The sequence below is a fragment of the Exiguobacterium sp. BRG2 genome (assembly GCF_031844245.1).
Lineage (GTDB): Bacteria > Bacillota > Bacilli > Exiguobacteriales > Exiguobacteriaceae > Exiguobacterium_A.
Map to the genome: position 1 here is coordinate 108,085 of NZ_JAUZUW010000006.1, position 16,846 is coordinate 124,930.

Genomic DNA, 16,846 nt, shown 5'->3' on the forward strand with positions numbered 1-16,846 from the left:
TTCCTGCTCTTAGTATACGGGATGGACGATCCATCTGTGACCTGTGTCACAGGATTGTCAGATTTCGAGTGGTCGTAACCGAGCTTCGATGGCAGCTCGTTTTGGCTCAAGAAACGGAGGTAACGCAAGTGTCTCCCCTAATGTTTCAACCGACTCATCCGTCGCAAATCCTGGTGTATCTGTCGAGAGTTCAAATAAGATATGATTCGGTTCCCGGAAGTAAAGGGCTTGGAAATAGTGACGATCGACTTTACCGGAGTTCGGTAAGTGATAAGCATTCAGACGTTCGACCCACTTCTCGTACTCCTCACTATTCGGTACACGGAACGCGACATGGTGCACACCACCACGACCTAAACGTTCCCGATCAAGGTCTGGACGCGCTTCGACGTGGACTTCTGCTCCGATTCCCCCTTCTCCTGTCGCATAGACTTCGATTGGAGCAAAGTCACCTGCTAGTGAAGGATAGCGACCAACGTTCCGGAAACCCATCACTTCCGTCAGCACGCGGACCGTTAGTGTCGGATCGTTGACCGTTAATGTGACAGCTCCCAGTCCAACGATGGCATGCTCCGATGGAATCTCTTCTTGCGGCCATGGTACACCACCTGCGACACCTGCCTCACCATCTTCCGCGACGAGAATCAAGCGTGTTCCTTCCTGATCACGAAAGGCTAGTGTTTGACGCCCTGCTCGCTCGACGATTTCATCGTGATCCACACCTTTCGCTTCAAAACGTTGTTTCCAAAAATGAAGTGCAGCCGTTGTTTTGACACGAAGCGATGTCGAAGAGATACTCGATGCTCCCGGTACGCCCGTTCCAAGATGCGGAATATCAAAAAACGTCAAGTCCGTTCCTGGATTCCCTTCCGCATCTCCATAAAACAAATGATACGATGTCGTGTCATCTTGATTGACAGTCTTTTTGATCAGACGCATGCCAAGTATTTGTGTGTAGAATTGATAATTGCGTTCTGCCATGCCTGTTAAGATCGATACATGATGAATTCCGAGTAATTCCATCTTCCTCACTCCTTGTCAATGATTTGGTAATTGGAGTATATCTCATATTTATCTTGAATTAAAGATATTAATCTAATAAAAAACCGCCCCTCCGAAAAGGGACGATTGAATAGTTGAAATTAAAGTTTTACGACGTTAGCAGCTTGTGCTCCACGTGCGCCTTCAGTGATTTCGAACTCAACTTCTTGACCTTCGTCAAGTGTTTTGAAGCCTTCACCAGTGATTGCTGAGAAATGTACGAATACGTCTTCTCCGCCTTCAACTTCGATGAAACCGAAACCTTTTTCTGCGTTAAACCATTTTACTTTACCTGTGTTCATGGGAACAACCTCCAAAAATAAATTACTTAATACATATGCTGAGCATATGAAAGGAATTCATTATTGTCCCGAAATACATGGAGCAACGAAAAGATTGTTCGTGACACGATGTGAATCCGTAATGACAATAACAATATTAAGCTAACGTAAGTATAGAATGGATGCGCTTTAAAAGTCAAGTTGTCAGACCAATGTTTTTCCAATTGATTCCACTTCTTCTACATAACTAAAATAAAAAAACAGGTTCAGCCGAAACTGAACCTGTTCTCCTGTTTTTAACGGTGGATCCAGACTGCTCCAGCAGAGTTGTCTTTCGCTTCACCGATGACTTGAATCTTCAGCCCGTTGTTCGGAAGCAATTTTCCTGCGTCCGGAATCAACTGGTTGATGTAAGATTTTGAATCATCAAACTTCGTCACACCTGGGAGACCTTTGTAGTCGTATGTTCCACGTGATGGCGAATCGATGAGCCATGCAGGTGCTTTATCGTAGCTGAACGCAGCATCTGCGATTTGGTAACGTGTGCTTCCTGTCGTGACCGGCTTACCGTTAAGTGTTCCAACGATTGCTTCAGGGTGCGAGTCAACGACTCCGAGGAATCCTTCACCTGGGTGTACACCAACCCAGTTATCGTTGAAGCTTGAATCACCATACCAGACGACAAGACCTGTGTTGTACTTAACGCCGCGTGCATGCTCGAGTGCTTTATCCGAGCCTGCATAGTTACGCCATTCGAGGTAATACGCGTTATCCGCATAAGAGAAACCGTCTGAAGCAACGAAACCATCTAGAGTGAACTTAGGAGTACCCTCTGCATCATCTTCAAAGACGACTTTACCGTCAACTGTCAACTTCGCGTTATCAAGTGCAAATCCGTCTAGTGCAAGTCCACCATCTGTCACGTATTCAAATTTCAACGTGACTTTTTTACCAGCAAATTCGCTCAGGTCATATGATTTATCGACCCATGCGCCTTTTGTTGATTCAGCACGTTGATCACCATCTGTATCTTGATCGCCAATCGTGTCAATGACTTTCGATTGACCGTCAGCAGTAGCTGTGACTGTCAAGTAATCGTAGTTGAATTCAACATCGTAAAAGGCTTTGAAGTCGAACTTCGCTTCTTTTGCATTCGTCAAATCGAACTCTGGTGAAGTCATTGACGTATGAAGATCATCACCTTTCGTACTGTAGTAATACTTCTTACCGTAAGCCGGCGTGATACCTTTCACCGGTTTTTTCGGTAGATTTACTTTGATGATTCCTGGATTTTTTGATTTCGTTACGCTTTGGTCGAGGTACGATGCCGTCCCCGCCTTAGTGAGCGAATCAAAATCAATCTGTTGGATGTTTGCCCAGTTTCCACCCATCACGTTTTGGAAGAACTCTTTGTTTTGTGGCGAGAAACTTGTTGGTTCTGTTCCAGCAACTTTACCATTCCAGCTACCACCACTCATGATGGACCATGAAGCGACCGGTTCACCTTGACCTGTGTACTGTGTATCGTACTCATCAGGAAGTCCAAGATCATGACCAAATTCGTGCGCGAAGACGCCGACTGCGCCATCTTCTGGTTGAACCGTGTAATCATAAGCAGCCATTTTTCCGCCCCAGTAATTGACGCTTGCCGTCGTATCCGCTACAGGATATACGCTACCAAGTGTCCAGCGGTGTGACCAGATCGCGTCGTCACCGAGCTTACCGCCACCTGCTTCTTGTCCTGTACCCGCATGAATGATCATCAAGTGATCGACGAGACCGTCTGGCTCATTCAAGTTGCCATCGCCGTCCATATCGTACTGGTCGAACTTATCGTAATCTGCTAAATTAATGCCGGCTTTAACAGCAGCATTCAGGGAATCCTTGACGAGACCACGTGGTCCTTTTGCGCCAGGAAGGTTATCATTCCCACTCACAGGACTGTCAGCACCATAATCTTTAGCTGTTCCTGGAACAGTCAACCAATTGGACACCGTACCATCTACCGAATAACTACCACCTGATTGTTCTTCATAGAACTGTTTGAACGTTTTTACTTTGTCTCCGTTGAAGAGTTCGAACTCTTGATCACCAAACATTAAGTCTTGATAATGTTTTTGGTTGAAGTCATTCGAATACATATATCCAGGCTCCTGCACGACGTTATTATGCTTGAAGTCGCTATATTCGACGAGAAGAACGAGGACTTTATCCGTCCGTGTTGCTCCGTTATAGGCAGCCTGTTTCGCTTTATCAACTTTGACGAAGCCATTCGGATTGCCTTTTTTATAGTTGTCATGCTTTTTCTTTAATTGTTTAGCCAATTGATCTTTCTGTTTCGATAAGAAATCTTTTGTTTTCTTATCGAATGCGGCTTCTTTACTTGATTCATGATGATCATGATCGGCTGCCGGTTTCCCATTCGCCTTTTTATCAAGATACTTTTGAACGGCTTGTTGCTTCGTCGCGGCTGAAGCTGCTTTTGAAATGACCCCACGTTTTTCAAGCACTTTGACTAAACGATCCTGATCGACCGTATTTAAGTCCATTGGTGCACCAGAGGCTGCTTTTTCTGCTGCTTGTACGGATTTTACCTGCCCACCAGGTAAGACCGGACCGACAGCAAAAGCAGCTGCCGTAATTCCAGACAGTACGGCTAAGCTAAGCTGTTTCTTTTTTCCCACGTGAATTGACCCCCTATGTAGTAGTGAAAAGTAAAAGATTAATATACTTTTCTGAATATTCAAATCTTAGTTTATTTTACTTCCTTAATCAATCTTTTCTAAGATAATTAGTGCTTTATGACCATACCTATTTTTGAGTATTAATTTCAAAAGTTTTTCAAAAGATTCTTTCACCTTTTTTTCAAAAAAACATCCTTCCACCGTTTTAGAAAACGGTACGCTGAAAGCACTCTAACTCACTAAAAGGAGGATATAATGAGCGCTTTACAACGTTTTGAACGCCACTTACTAAGAAACTATCTGCTCGGTTCATTCATCGCGGTGTTCGGCGTCGGGTGTCTGTTTATTTTTGAGACCCTTACCTTCACGAGGAATGAACAGTTGATTTTAATGGGTATCATGGGTTTATCTGTCAGTCTGATGTTCTTACTCGAATATATGATTTATTCTCGGCACATCGGTGCCTTACGACGCTTCTTCCAAAACGAGATTCCTTCACTCGCCTCTTTCCAAGAGGCTTATCAAACGACCCATCACTTTCCGGTTCTGACTGTTCAACGCATCATGGGACCACACTTCTTAGGTCTCTCAGTTCCCGCATCACTCCTGACAGCACTCGCAATCTCTCAAGAGTGGTTAAAGATGCCGTACTACTTGATTGGTCTCGCCTGTTTTGGTGCTGTTCTCGTCGCGATTTTACACGGTCTGATTGAATTTTTTCTAACCTACCGCGTTACGGAGCATATGCTCCTCACGTTAGAGAAGTATGCCTTCGAACATGGCTTTGATGTTCCAAGAAAAACGACGGTCGTCACGTTAAAGCAAAAAATGCTGATCAGCACATTGATTATCGGTGTTTTTCCGATCATGCTGTTCGTGCTCGCCTCAGCCGTTCAATTAACGGAAAATGAAAGCCTCCGCTCTTATTGGAGCTGGTCGACGCTTATTTTAATCGTCATCTTATCCGTCGCGACGTTTTGTAGTCTTCTTCTTTATGAGAACATTCGAAAACCGATTGCGATTCTTCAACAAGGCATTCAAGATGTTGAAAACAATCGTCTCGTCTCGTTACCGAATCCGTATTCTGATGAATTCTCGCACCTCGTCTCTGGTTTTAACCTGATGATGGAAGGAATCAAAAAACGCGATGAACAAAATGAGCAATTGCTGGACAGTCTGTTTACGTTATTTGCCGCAACACTTGATGCCCGCGATCCTTATACGGCAGGACACTCGCTTCGTGTCGCTGCTTATTCAGTGGAAATCGCTACGGCTGCCAACCTGCCGTATGAACAAATCGAGCTATTACGCAAATCAGCACTATTGCACGATATCGGAAAAATCGGCATTCGCGACGATGTGTTATTAAAAGAAGGTCGCCTGACTGACGAAGAATTCCAGATCATTCAGCAACACCCCGTCATCGGTGTGCATATTCTATCCCAAGTTCAGCTCCCAAAGACGTTACAACCAATTCTTCCTGGGGTAAAGTACCATCACGAACGCTATGACGGAAAGGGGTATCCGGAAGGACTCGCAGGAGAGGACATTCCACTCTTCGGTCGGATCATGGCGATTGCTGATGCCTATGATGCGATGACATCCGACCGTCCTTATCGTAAGGGAATGCCAGTGGAAAAAGCTTTATCCATCTTAGAAGAGGGCATGGGTACGCAATGGGACGCCACCTTTACGCATCTTTTTCTAGACTTGAAACGTTCGCCGATTGAAGACGTGTCGTAAATACGGAAAGGAGTTTCTCATGCATCCTAAAATCGTGGAACGTCATGAATTTTATTTTGTTGGTCTTGGACTGACATGTGAAGAAAACGAACTGCATACGTTGATGCCGGAACTCTGGCGTGAATTTTCAAGACGCTCACATGAGATTCCTGCAAAACCAGATAGCTATCCGCTCGATATCTCACTCGAACGAAACGGAACCAAATACTCGCAATGTGTCGGATATCCTGTCTCGTCACTTGACGATATTCCAAAAGGAATGAAAGGTCACCGGATTCCTGCTGCTCGTTATGTCTTTTGGAAACATGAAGGACCGGATATTGAAATTTGGAAGTCCTTCGAAAAAATTCAGCGCTTTGCCTCGAAACAAGGGATTGAACTTGATCCTAATGACTTTAAGATTGATGAGACTCGGGACGATGTCCACCATCTCTACCAACGGATTCGTTGAACCATTCGCTTGAATGGTTCTTTTTTTGCGTTGAAATATCTTTCATACTTAATAATTCAGTACAGGTACTACGGACTATATTCAGAAAATTCGATTTAATTCGAATGACTTATTCTCGCTTTTTTAATTCTTTGGCATAGTTAGACTCAACCCAAACAAGGAGGCGATTTATTTTGAAAAAGTTTCTCGCTACATCGCTTGTCGCAAGTGTACTTGTCGTTCCTACGGTCGTAGGTGCAGAAGGTCTTCAAGCTGGTAAACTCACGAAAGCTTCGTCAGAACCAGCTGCAACGATCGTTAAAGATTTCGTGAACAAAAAAGGTGACTTTGCTGTTCAGAACGTCGAAAAAGACGGATCTTCACAGATCGTACGTCTCCAACAAGAAGTGGATGGCGTCCCTGTCTTTGGTAGTGTCGTCGTCGGGAACGTCGCGAAAGACGGTACTTTGAAAGCAGTCGTAAACGATGCGATCAACGTCAAAGGAAAACCAGGTCTCGCGAAAAAAGCAACGCTCTCTGAAAAGAAAGCCATCAAACTTTATCAAAAAGCAATCAAGGCTTCTGAATTCGAAGTCGCTCCAAAAGCAGAACTCGTCATCTATCCAGTAAAAGATGATGCTGTCTATGCATACAAAGTCACATCGACAGTTCTCGCTGGTAAAGAACCATCACGCTGGACATATTTCATCGATGCAAACTCAGGTAAAGTACTTAATAAGTTCGACCAACTGGCACATGCGAAGCCAGTCAACACAGTTACGGGAACAAATGCAGTCGGTACAGGAACAACAGTTCTTGGCACGAGCGCATCATTTAATACAGTGAAGAGTGGCTCGTACTACTATCTTCAAGATTCAACTCGCGGTAAAGGCATCTACACATATGATGCGAAGAACCGCAACACACTTCCAGGAACACTCTGGTCTGACCTCGATAACAAGTTCAATACGACATATGACCGCGCAGCTGTCAGTGCGCACGTCAACGCTGCTAAAACATATGACTTCTACAAGAACACATATGGTCGCAACAGTTACGACAATGCAGGTGCTGCTCTGAACTCAACGGTTCACTATTCAACGAGCTACAACAATGCATTCTGGGATGGCACGAAGATGGTATACGGTGACGGTGATGGTTCAACGTTCACATACCTCTCTGGCGCACTCGACGTCGTTGCACACGAATTGACGCACGCTGTCACAGAATACACAGCTGGTCTCGTATACCAAAACGAATCTGGTGCAATCAACGAAGCAGTTTCAGATATCATGGGTACGGTTGCTGAATACTCAGTCGGATCGAACTTCGACTGGCTCGTAGGAGAAGACATCTACACACCAGGAGTCAGCGGTGACGCACTCCGCTCGATGTCGAACCCAGCAGCTTACGGTGATCCAGATCACTACTCTAAACGTTACACAGGTACACAAGATAACGGTGGTGTCCACATCAACTCTGGTATCATCAACAAAGCCGCTTACCTCCTCGGTAACGGTGGAACGTTCTACAACGTATCTGTCACAGGAATCGGCGTGCCGAAACTCGGTGCGATCTACTACCGTGCTCTCAACGTGTACTTGACTCCGAACTCGAACTTCAGCTCACTCCGTGCAGCAGTCGTTCAATCGGCGAAAGACCTTTACGGTTCAACAAGTGCAGAAGCAACAGCTGCAGCGAAATCATTTGATGCAGTAGGCGTCTACTAAGAAAATCTCCTCCCAAAGGATTTTCATATTTCCTCCCGAGTGTCGGACTCGGGAGGTTTTTTGCGCAAAAAAAGACGAATTCGCTTGAAGCAAATCCGCCGTTCATTCATTCTTGTCCAGGATCACGCGCAAGACGTAAACGCATCTTTCCGTTATCCGGGAACACTTTTAGTTGTAAAGATTCTCCCTCGTACCACGTACCATAGCTCGTATCGACGACGGGTTCACCCAGTGTCGATAATCCACCAGTCGAAGCATTCGTCCAGTCAATCGCTTCAATGATTCCATCCGAGACGACGAGCAGATATCCAGCATTCGAGAAGTAATACGTATTGACCGCGTCCTGTTGCGTATTACCAACAGCACCATATTTTGCTTCGAAGTCAGCAATTGGTTTTCCGAGATACTGCTCCGGCTTATCAATCGGTTGGTTGGCAACTGCTTGCGAGAGTGCCGTAAGGACTGCTTTATCTGATGTTCCTTTTGGTGCTTCTAATCGGACATCGGTCTCAGGCAAATACCCTTCGATACTATCGTTGAGTTGCAAGTGGACCATTCCGTCTTTTGCATCCAATACCTCATAGACATCACCTAAATCTGCTTTATAAATGACACTACTTCGGCTTGCATCGCGATAGACGTTCGCGAACGGACGTGTCACCCAAGCTGCTTGCGCATACTCTGCCGCCTTTTTCTTTGATTTCTTCTTCTCTTTTTTCGCTTCTTTTGGATCCTTTGTCGAGGCTGCCTCTTTCTTCGACTTTTCGTTTTTCGTTGCTTGATCCGTCGTTTTCGGCTTCTCAAGCGTCGATGTTGCTTGAGAGGCATCGTTATTCGTCAACATATACAACCAGCCACCTACGATGAATAGCGTTGCTAAAATACCGCCAAACGCAATCCCTCGGCGATTGCGTTTCTGTCTCCGTCGTTCTTGTCGAGACTGTCGTTCTTGTTGGTGTTCACTCATGTATGGTTCCTCCTGAAAAGTCGACACAGTTTTTCCCCACTATACCACCAATGTTTACTCGAAATATTTAAATTTCGATGACAGTTCGACCACGATGACGAGAAGTCAGCAGAGCTTCTGCGATTTTAGGTAAGTCGTTCAGTGTTTTGACGTCGACTTCTGGTTCAAGATCGACGCGCCACTCATCCGCCAGCCGTTGCCATAAGATCTCTCGATATGCAATTGGTGTTTGTACCGCATCGATTCCAATCAAACGAATGCCACGCAGGATGAAGGGATAGACTGTCAGCGTCATCTCTGCCCCACCGACGTTACCACACGTCGTCACGACACCACCATACTGTACGAAGCGAATGACGGATGCGAGCAATGGACCCCCTACCGTATCAATGACACCTGCATACGTTCCTTTTTTTAATGGACGGTCTGTTTCTTCTAAGAACGTAGTGCGGTCTAATACCTCCGCCACACCTTTTTTAAGTAATCGTTCTTGTTCTACTCGTTTCCCGGTTACGGCGTGTACTGTATAGCCTAATCGAATCAGTAAGGCGATCGCAATCGTACCGACACCTCCTGTCGCTCCAGTCACAAGGATGGGGCCTGTCTCCTTTGAGACAATTCGTGATAGTTCATCGACTGATTGCGCTGCTGTCAATCCTGCCGTTCCATGTCGCATCGCTTCTAATGGGCGAATGGATTCTGGAAGTGGCGTCACCCAATCGGCTGGTACGCGTATGTATTCTTGAAATCCGCCCGAGGTATTCATTCCAAAATCAAAGCCATTGACGACGACCGCTTGACCGCTTTTAAACCGTTCATCTGTCGTTTGTTCGATATATCCTGCTGCGTCAACGCCTGGTGTATGCGGATAGGATTTCGTCACCCCTCGATTACCCGACATCGATAAGGCATCCTTATAATTGACACAGGAATGCGTGACACGAATTAAGACGTCTCCTTCCGGTAAATCATCGACTTGTTTCGCCTCAACCTTCCCTTCATAGTTCCCATCCACCTCTCGTACGACGAATGCTGAAAAAGTGTGTTTCATGATGTCTCTCCTTTCTCTTGTGCTTCTCTATACCCTGTTGTTTCCATCGACACACTAAAAATCCCTGTCGTTTCTCAAAGAAACGACAGGGAACGGGGACGGAAAAAACATCAGCGTTCCATAGGTGGTCAAAGGTAACAGGTCAGTCTGTCAATGGTTCATGGTCATCGGTTTGCCGTCGCCATCTCTTCTCCACAGAGGAAAATTGAGGTCCGTCCCCTCTCCTTGACGTGGAGTCTCACCACGTCAAGGAGTTACATATAACGTCCACCATCAAAGTCAATTGTCGTTTGATAGTTCGCGGCATTGATCGCATTCGATACTTTGTGTGCTTGCCGTTCCACTTCCTCCGCTTTTAAGCGATAGGCATCTGGATCGAATAAGGCATGACGAATGATCGTCGTCCCTTCAAATCCGTATTGGAACTCGCGTTTTGGTCGACTTGCGAGCATCTGATAATTTTGTGCCTTTGCCCGCAATTGGGTCGCCCACTCGATTGCTTCGACGAGCGGCATTTCTCCTTCATCCGTCACGATGACAGTTTCTAGATTCGCCGCGTAGACGAGACGATCCAAGACTCGCATATCATGACGCACGATGTCCATGGCGGATTCGACGTCGGTTAAGCTCCGGCCTTGTTGTGCGGGGAGTGCTTCTCCCTTTTCTAAATCAATGAACGCTACGCGCTCCATCTCTTCAATCAGCTGATCAAGCTGTTTCCTCAGAATACTCTTTAATTTCACGGCATCTGCTAGGTACATCATCAACTCCCCTTTCCTGTTCCATTTACGTCATTCCTTTCAAAAGGTTTCAATCAAACTGATGGACGAAGGCTCCAAATTCCCCCTGAATCGTTTGCTTGTCCATCTCCGATATCGTAGTAGCTCGGTCTGTATAGCGTTCTAAGAGATAGGCTTTTATTAGGACATGTGACGGTTGGAATCCGATACGCAGGCACCATTCCTGAAGTGTTTCTGTATCATGTCGCCGTAAGCGGGTCGGGAGTATCTGATTGAACTGGATGAGTTGTTTACGAATCCAGGCATTTGGTAGCTCGATCGAGTTCTCTTTTATAACAAAGTCGTTGTCTAAGGACTGTAACGGGGTGTCAGTTCTGATCGAGTCCTCATCCTGTTTCTTGGTCTTTCGACGTTTCCGCCAAACGATATAGCTTATGATGAATAGAGGTAGAACAATCAGACTCATCAGTAACATCGATGAGGACGATTCCCCTTTTTCATTTATACCTCGCTTAGCATTTTCAACCCCTACAACGATGAGCTTATTCTTTTTCGGTTTGAGGTCTTTCTGCTTTTTGGGCTTTTCATTCGTGTTCCAAACACGTACATCTTCGTCATTCTTCGTCTGCTTTTTAGGCAACCACGAAAGAAATGGAATGTTTAACAGCTTGCCGTTTTTCTTGCAGTTCGGTTTACACGATCCGTTCGTTTCGACTCCTGACATCTTTATCGCTTGTGGCTTCAATGCTTGAAAAGCCGCTTCCGTAAGCGGCTTACTGATCCCTAATATCAGCAAAATCAATCCGATACCAATTACGAGTCGTTTGCGAAGTGACATCAAAAGCCCTCCTTTTTATAAATCCATTATAATCCAACTGTATAGTTTTAGTGTATTTTTATGGATGTTATGAAACAAGGAATGATTGTTCAATTAGAGGGGAAAAGGTAGACAGACCTATTCAGAGAGGAGAACTATTTCATGTTGAAACTCGATCACACGCATGATCCGTATCAAAATGCGGCGCTGATTCAAGAATACGTTGAAACATCAAGCAACGAACAGGCTGTTCGACAAGCAGAACAACTACTACACGATAGTACATTTATTGCACCACGACGTGATCCTAACCTCAGTCGAACACTTCGTTCGATGATCTCACCGTTATTTTTGACAAACCGTGATAAACATATCCTACCGCTGACACCAGCTTTCGTAACGCCACACGATGAGATTCGACCGAGTTGGTTCGGGCGGCTCAATCATGAATTCGAACGTTTGATCAGCGATGTCGAAACCGTCGATGTCACTGACTTTGGAGCAGTCGGTGATGGACAAACGGATGATACACAAGCATTCATCGACGCACTCGGTGATGGACATCGACAAGTCCATGTCCCAACTGGTACGTACATCGTTCGGGGAATTCGTTTGCCTAGTTATACGATCTTAACAGGAGCCGGCAAAGGGAAAACGATTTTAAAGATGCACGATGACGCACCTAAAGGACGACGTCTTGTAACGAACCAAAATTATCTTCTCGGCAATCATCACCTACTCGTCGAGAAAATGACGCTTGACTGGAACATCAAACGAATCGGTGACGTGAAGAAAAGTAGCACATGGGGCAATCACTCCAGTTGTCTCACATACGCGCATGTCACCTATGGTTGGGTCTTTGATGTAGAGGCTGTCAACCCGGGACTCCACTGTTTTGATATCTCAACACCGTATTACAATTACAACGGGGACGGAGCACGAGCGAATTTAAGTAGTTCATTCATCTGGTTCGATGGATTGACTGGTTCTGGATTCGGAGACGACGGGATCACGACGCATCATAGTGACCATCTCTTCATCTCGAACTGCTTTATGCATGACCCAAGTGGACGTGCCCATGCAGAAGGTTTTTCCAATTCGAATGGGATTGAAATCGATGATGGGTCACGCGATATCTGGTTATTCAATAACGCATCAAGTCGTTGCTTCGGTGGACTTGAAATCAAGGCGCATGCGACCTCTTCTGCTGCCTCAACTGTTAAAATCGTTGGTCATTTATCAATTGATGACCACCGTGCCTTTAATTTTCGCCATATCGGGCATCATCAAGCAAGTGATCCAACGTCTCAGACGGCTTACAATATCATCGCAACACGCTTGATTGCTCAGACTCCTCAATATACGGAGCTATATACGAATTCAAAACCGCGCGCACTCGTCGTTTCCGCTTATCGTAATGTCGTCATTCATGATTTCACGGTGCTAGGTGATCCGTATTATGACTACCAAGAACAGCCAATGATCGGAATACAATATAAGGCGCGCAACGTTACGATCAGTCAGTTAAAAATGAGTGGATTTCGCCACGCAAAAACGGATATTCAAATCTTTGGTGGAGAAAACGGAGCTGAGGATGTACGCCTTCGGGATATCCGGATCGAGGATTCTGCCAAACACGGGATTACGATCGGTCCTGACATCAATCGCGTTAAGTTAACGAATGTGGCACTAAAAGGAGATGGGACGGTTGGCTTGAATGCTAAATCGGAACCGGAAACGGAACGGTTCATCGCGACCGGATTTAAAGTACCGATTCGTGCTCAGTCGACGCAAGCATGAACAAAACGACAGGATGGACTGTGGTCCATCCTGTCGTTTTCATTGGGATCGAATGTACGCGAGGACACGTGTATCAATCGCACGATCCGCTTGTTCGCGCATCTCAAAGTTTTCCGTATGAAGATATGTCCGGAGCGCTTCTTCGAAATCACCGCGATAGCCAAGTGTCAATAATTTATCCATCAACTCCGACTCTAACGCATCATCGATGGGCTTGATTTCTTCCGGCTTACTCGGTTGTAGGTAAAGTGTGTGCAATTGATAGATGCGTTCGAGTTCTTCAATTGGATTCGGGTGATCATCAACACGTAGATCAATATAGCGATCGTTGAATCCACCGTACCCGCCACCTTCCTTGACGACGAGCAGTGCTGCTGATTGCATTCCACGTGAGTCCCCGCCTGCTGCTTGCCCCGCAGCCAACGCACGCAACAACCGTTCTGCGAGTGGCCCTTGCGTCGATTCAAAGACACGTGCCATCTCTTTGACCGTATTGCCATCTACAAGAATATTCCCTTGCGCCGCAAAATGTTTCCCCGCAATTCCGCCTGCCCAGTCGTTACATCTCTCTCCCGTAAAAGTCGCACTTTTGCCATTCGCATCGATGATCCCGACCTGGCGATCCGCTCGTCCTTCATCTGCTTCCGTCAATCGACGGAGCACTTCGTCCGCTGAAGCGCCTTGTTCAATCATCCGCAATCCTTCAGGACCATACGTCGTGTTTGCAAACGACTGTGTCGCTACCGCACCCACTCCTGCCTTCGCAAACGGAACAGCACTCCCGACCGCTAAAAACTTCGACTGAACGGCAACGCCCCATGCTTGTTCTTTTTCACAATACCCAACGATTGAATATGTCACTTCAGTTCCCCCTTTAGTCATTACCTATTCCGTTCGTGATAACGCTTCCCGATTCCTGCAACTGAAAAACCTTCCAGACACATGTCCGGAAGGTCGACTTCATTGAATACCAAGTGTCACAGCGAGTAATAAGGCAGCACATGCCAAGGCAATCCAAATCGCGAAGAGTTTCCAAACGAAGCGTAACCATTTCTCATACGGAATGCCTGCAATCGCGAGAAACGCCATCAAATGTGCGCTCGTCGGGAAAATCATGTTCGTCAATCCATCCCCATATTGGAATGCCAAGACAGCCACTTGACGCTCGATTCCTAATAAATCGGACAATGGTGCCATGATGGGCATCGTCGTCGCCGCTTGTCCACTTCCCGATGGAATGAAGAAATTCGTAATCAATTGCACGGCGTACATCCCGATGACGGCAAAGAACGTCGGTAAATGTCCTACGGCATTCGATAAGCCGTAAATGACCGTGTCAATGACACGACCTTCTTCAAGAATGACGACAATCGCACGAGCAAAGCCAACGATCAATGCACCGAACGTCACGGCTTTCGCCCCGTCAATCAAACTCTCGAACGTACCGTTCACACCAAGCGTAACGATTCCCGCAATCATCCCGATGATCAAGAAGGATGCGGTTAATTCCGTCAAATACCAGCCCCACTCAAAGATTCCGATCACATTGAGCGTGATCCCACCGATTAAAACCAGTAAGACGAAAGCATGACGTTTCGAAAAGCGCGAAATTGTCGTCGCTGCTTCTTCCGAACGACGTTGTTCGAGATCATAAACAAGACTGCGCGCCGGATCATGTTTGACTTTCCGTGCGTAGTTCATGACATAAAGAATTGTCACCGCTAAAAATACGATATACACAGCCGTTCGATACCCGAGACCACTAAAGAGCGGTACTTCCGCAATTGATTGAGCGACACCTACCGTAAACGGATTCAGCATCCCGCCAGCAAAACCAACCGCCGCTCCTAAACTAACGATTGCAGCTCCTGTCATCGCATCATATCCAAGGGCACGCGCTAACATGATCCCAATCGGCACGAAGATGATCGTTTCCTCTGCCATACCAATCGTTGCTCCGGCAATCGAAAAGACGAACATCGTCATCGGAATCATGATGTGCCCTTTTTGACCAAATCGACGGATTAATTGATTGATTCCCGCTTCAATAGCACCGGTTTGACGAATGATACCGAAGACACCGCCAACTAAGAAAATGTAAAAAATGATCGCAGCACCCGCTTCCATGCCTTGCGGAATTGCTTCAAATAAACCAAAGAGATTGACAGGCGCAGACTCTACCGCGCGATATGTACCATCGATGACGACAGTCTGTCCGTCTTGCTTTTCACGATCGAATTGTCCTGCTGGAAGTGTATACGTCAAGATGACTGAGATGATGAGAATTGCCATGATAATGGCGTAAGTATGAGGCATCTTGAAGAATGATCGCTTCGACCCTGGTGCATTCGTTCGTTCATTCATGATAAAAGCCTCCTTTTTGTGTCTTTATAAGAATAATGCCCTAATCAGGGAAAAACTAACAGTTTCAATGAAATGTCATATGATTGTAAAAGAAAAGTGGAATACTGCTAACTTAAAGTTTCGTTAAAAGTAGAGGCTTTGATCAACCGTGTCGCATGAAACAAAAAAGGAAGGTATTCTAGGCCATGAACCCCGAATACCTTCCTTATGTGTTACGTCAATCTCTTATGATTATGCTTGGAACGATTGAACGTCTAATGGTTTAGCAAGAGCCGTTTGTGCAAACGCAACGAATTGTCCGAAATGAGCACTCGTGTTGTGTGCTTCGATTGCAGCTTGGTCTTCCCATTTTTCAATCATCATGAAGACATTTTCGTCTTCTGTGCTTTGGAATAAGTCATAGCTGATGTTTCCTGCTTCAGCACGTGATCCTGCAACTAGTGTTTTAGTTGCTTCTAAAAATTCTTCTCGTTTCGCGGGTTGTACTTCTAATTTTGCTTCGATGGCGATCATCGGAAAGCCTCCTTTGTAATTTCGTTAACTTAAGCATCTTAGCACCTCCGAATTCGTTACGCCATAAAGATGCTCGGACGATTGATGATATTTAATTACGGGTAATTACAGATGTAATTATTACTTTGTGCCACACCAGAGAAAGGAGCAACGAAGATGCGCGTTGAGGTATTTTATTTTGAGGATGACGGGCACATTCCGAACAACCCGACATTCCCCGTGTTGATTTATCGGCACGCATTTGCAGAGCCATCACACATCGAACAGACCTTCCATGCACATGACTGGCGTAACAGCTGGGTGGATGGGATTTTTGACTTTCATCATTATCATAGTATCGCTCATGAAGTGATCGGGATTCTTGAAGGGCATGCAACCGTTCAGCTGGGTGGTCCGCTCGGTAAGACCTTCACTTTGACGAGTGGAGATATTCTTTTACTTCCTGCAGGTACGGGACATAAAGCACTTGATACAAGTCGACACTTTCGAGTAATCGGTGCCTATCCGGATGGTCAAGATTACGATACGCTGACAGGTCAAACAAGTGAACGCCCGGAAAATCTTCAACGTATTCGTCAGGTGATGCGCCCAACTCAAGATCCTGTATTCGGTGATCACGGTCCCTTGTTTGAGCATTGGTGACGTCTCCTTCTATTGAAGAAGACGTTTTTGTTCGGAGTTCGCG

The 16,846-nt window shown here is 45.8% G+C and carries 15 protein-coding genes; 5 read left to right on the forward strand and 10 right to left on the reverse strand.

What is annotated here, in order from left to right; translation table 11 throughout:
• Positions 1-57: 57 nt before the first annotated feature.
• The 3 genes from Q9R23_RS09875 to Q9R23_RS09885 form a co-directional block, all read right to left on the reverse strand.
• Positions 58-1,023, reverse strand: a complete 966-nt coding sequence (locus Q9R23_RS09875; RefSeq protein ID WP_311246974.1) for a ring-cleaving dioxygenase — start codon at positions 1,021-1,023, stop codon at positions 58-60.
• 119 nt (positions 1,024-1,142) lie between these two features.
• Positions 1,143-1,343 carry a cold-shock protein gene (locus tag Q9R23_RS09880; protein ID WP_023469752.1) on the reverse strand — a complete coding sequence of 67 codons (201 nt, stop codon included), beginning with the start codon at positions 1,341-1,343 and terminating at the stop codon, positions 1,143-1,145.
• 275 nt (positions 1,344-1,618) lie between these two features.
• The gene (locus Q9R23_RS09885; RefSeq protein ID WP_290782983.1) at positions 1,619-4,006 is read right to left on the reverse strand and encodes an immune inhibitor A domain-containing protein; all 2,388 of its coding nucleotides are present in this window, start codon (positions 4,004-4,006) and stop codon (positions 1,619-1,621) included.
• Between the two features lie 255 nt (positions 4,007-4,261).
• Between Q9R23_RS09885 and Q9R23_RS09890 the strand changes: the two genes are divergently transcribed.
• From Q9R23_RS09890 to Q9R23_RS09900, 3 genes are all read left to right on the forward strand, one after another.
• Positions 4,262-5,749 carry an HD domain-containing phosphohydrolase gene (locus Q9R23_RS09890; RefSeq protein ID WP_311246975.1) on the forward strand — a complete coding sequence of 496 codons (1,488 nt, stop codon included), beginning with the start codon at positions 4,262-4,264 and terminating at the stop codon, positions 5,747-5,749.
• Between the two features lie 19 nt (positions 5,750-5,768).
• Positions 5,769-6,200, forward strand: coding sequence for a GyrI-like domain-containing protein (locus Q9R23_RS09895; protein ID WP_214856605.1), 432 nt, complete (start codon positions 5,769-5,771; stop codon positions 6,198-6,200).
• A gap of 173 nt (positions 6,201-6,373) precedes the next feature.
• Positions 6,374-7,909, forward strand: a complete 1,536-nt coding sequence (locus Q9R23_RS09900) for a M4 family metallopeptidase (RefSeq protein WP_311246976.1) — start codon at positions 6,374-6,376, stop codon at positions 7,907-7,909.
• A 106-nt stretch (positions 7,910-8,015) separates the two neighbouring features.
• On the opposite strand, the gene Q9R23_RS09905 is transcribed toward Q9R23_RS09900, so the two are convergent.
• The 4 genes from Q9R23_RS09905 to Q9R23_RS09920 all read right to left on the reverse strand — a co-directional run bounded on the left by Q9R23_RS09905 (position 8,016) and on the right by Q9R23_RS09920 (position 11,505).
• Complete coding sequence (locus Q9R23_RS09905) at positions 8,016-8,876, reverse strand: hypothetical protein (protein WP_311246977.1); 861 nt, start codon at positions 8,874-8,876, stop codon at positions 8,016-8,018.
• Positions 8,877-8,943: 67 nt separating this feature from the next.
• Positions 8,944-9,927 carry a YhdH/YhfP family quinone oxidoreductase gene (locus Q9R23_RS09910; protein WP_311246978.1) on the reverse strand — a complete coding sequence of 328 codons (984 nt, stop codon included), beginning with the start codon at positions 9,925-9,927 and terminating at the stop codon, positions 8,944-8,946.
• Positions 9,928-10,181: 254 nt separating this feature from the next.
• A complete protein-coding gene (locus tag Q9R23_RS09915; RefSeq protein ID WP_214856617.1) occupies positions 10,182-10,688 on the reverse strand; it encodes a hypothetical protein in 507 nt (168 codons plus the stop codon).
• 49 nt (positions 10,689-10,737) lie between these two features.
• Positions 10,738-11,505 (reverse strand): hypothetical protein, encoded by a 768-nt coding sequence (locus Q9R23_RS09920; protein ID WP_311246979.1) that lies wholly within the window; start codon positions 11,503-11,505, stop codon positions 10,738-10,740.
• Between the two features lie 141 nt (positions 11,506-11,646).
• On the opposite strand from Q9R23_RS09920, the gene Q9R23_RS09925 reads away from it, so the two are divergent.
• Complete coding sequence (locus Q9R23_RS09925) at positions 11,647-13,284, forward strand: glycosyl hydrolase family 28-related protein (protein WP_311246980.1); 1,638 nt, start codon at positions 11,647-11,649, stop codon at positions 13,282-13,284.
• 39 nt (positions 13,285-13,323) lie between these two features.
• On the opposite strand, the gene Q9R23_RS09930 is transcribed toward Q9R23_RS09925, so the two are convergent.
• From Q9R23_RS09930 to Q9R23_RS09940, 3 genes are all read right to left on the reverse strand, one after another.
• Positions 13,324-14,145, reverse strand: a complete 822-nt coding sequence (locus tag Q9R23_RS09930; protein WP_214856598.1) for a DUF1028 domain-containing protein — start codon at positions 14,143-14,145, stop codon at positions 13,324-13,326.
• A gap of 99 nt (positions 14,146-14,244) precedes the next feature.
• Positions 14,245-15,648 (reverse strand): YfcC family protein, encoded by a 1,404-nt coding sequence (locus Q9R23_RS09935; protein WP_069940101.1) that lies wholly within the window; start codon positions 15,646-15,648, stop codon positions 14,245-14,247.
• Positions 15,649-15,879: 231 nt separating this feature from the next.
• Positions 15,880-16,161, reverse strand: coding sequence for a putative quinol monooxygenase (locus Q9R23_RS09940; RefSeq protein WP_029342949.1), 282 nt, complete (start codon positions 16,159-16,161; stop codon positions 15,880-15,882).
• Between the two features lie 156 nt (positions 16,162-16,317).
• Between Q9R23_RS09940 and Q9R23_RS09945 the strand changes: the two genes are divergently transcribed.
• Positions 16,318-16,803: a cupin domain-containing protein gene (locus tag Q9R23_RS09945; RefSeq protein ID WP_023469764.1), complete on the forward strand. Its 486-nt coding sequence runs from the start codon at positions 16,318-16,320 to the stop codon at positions 16,801-16,803.
• Positions 16,804-16,846 lie beyond the last annotated feature (43 nt).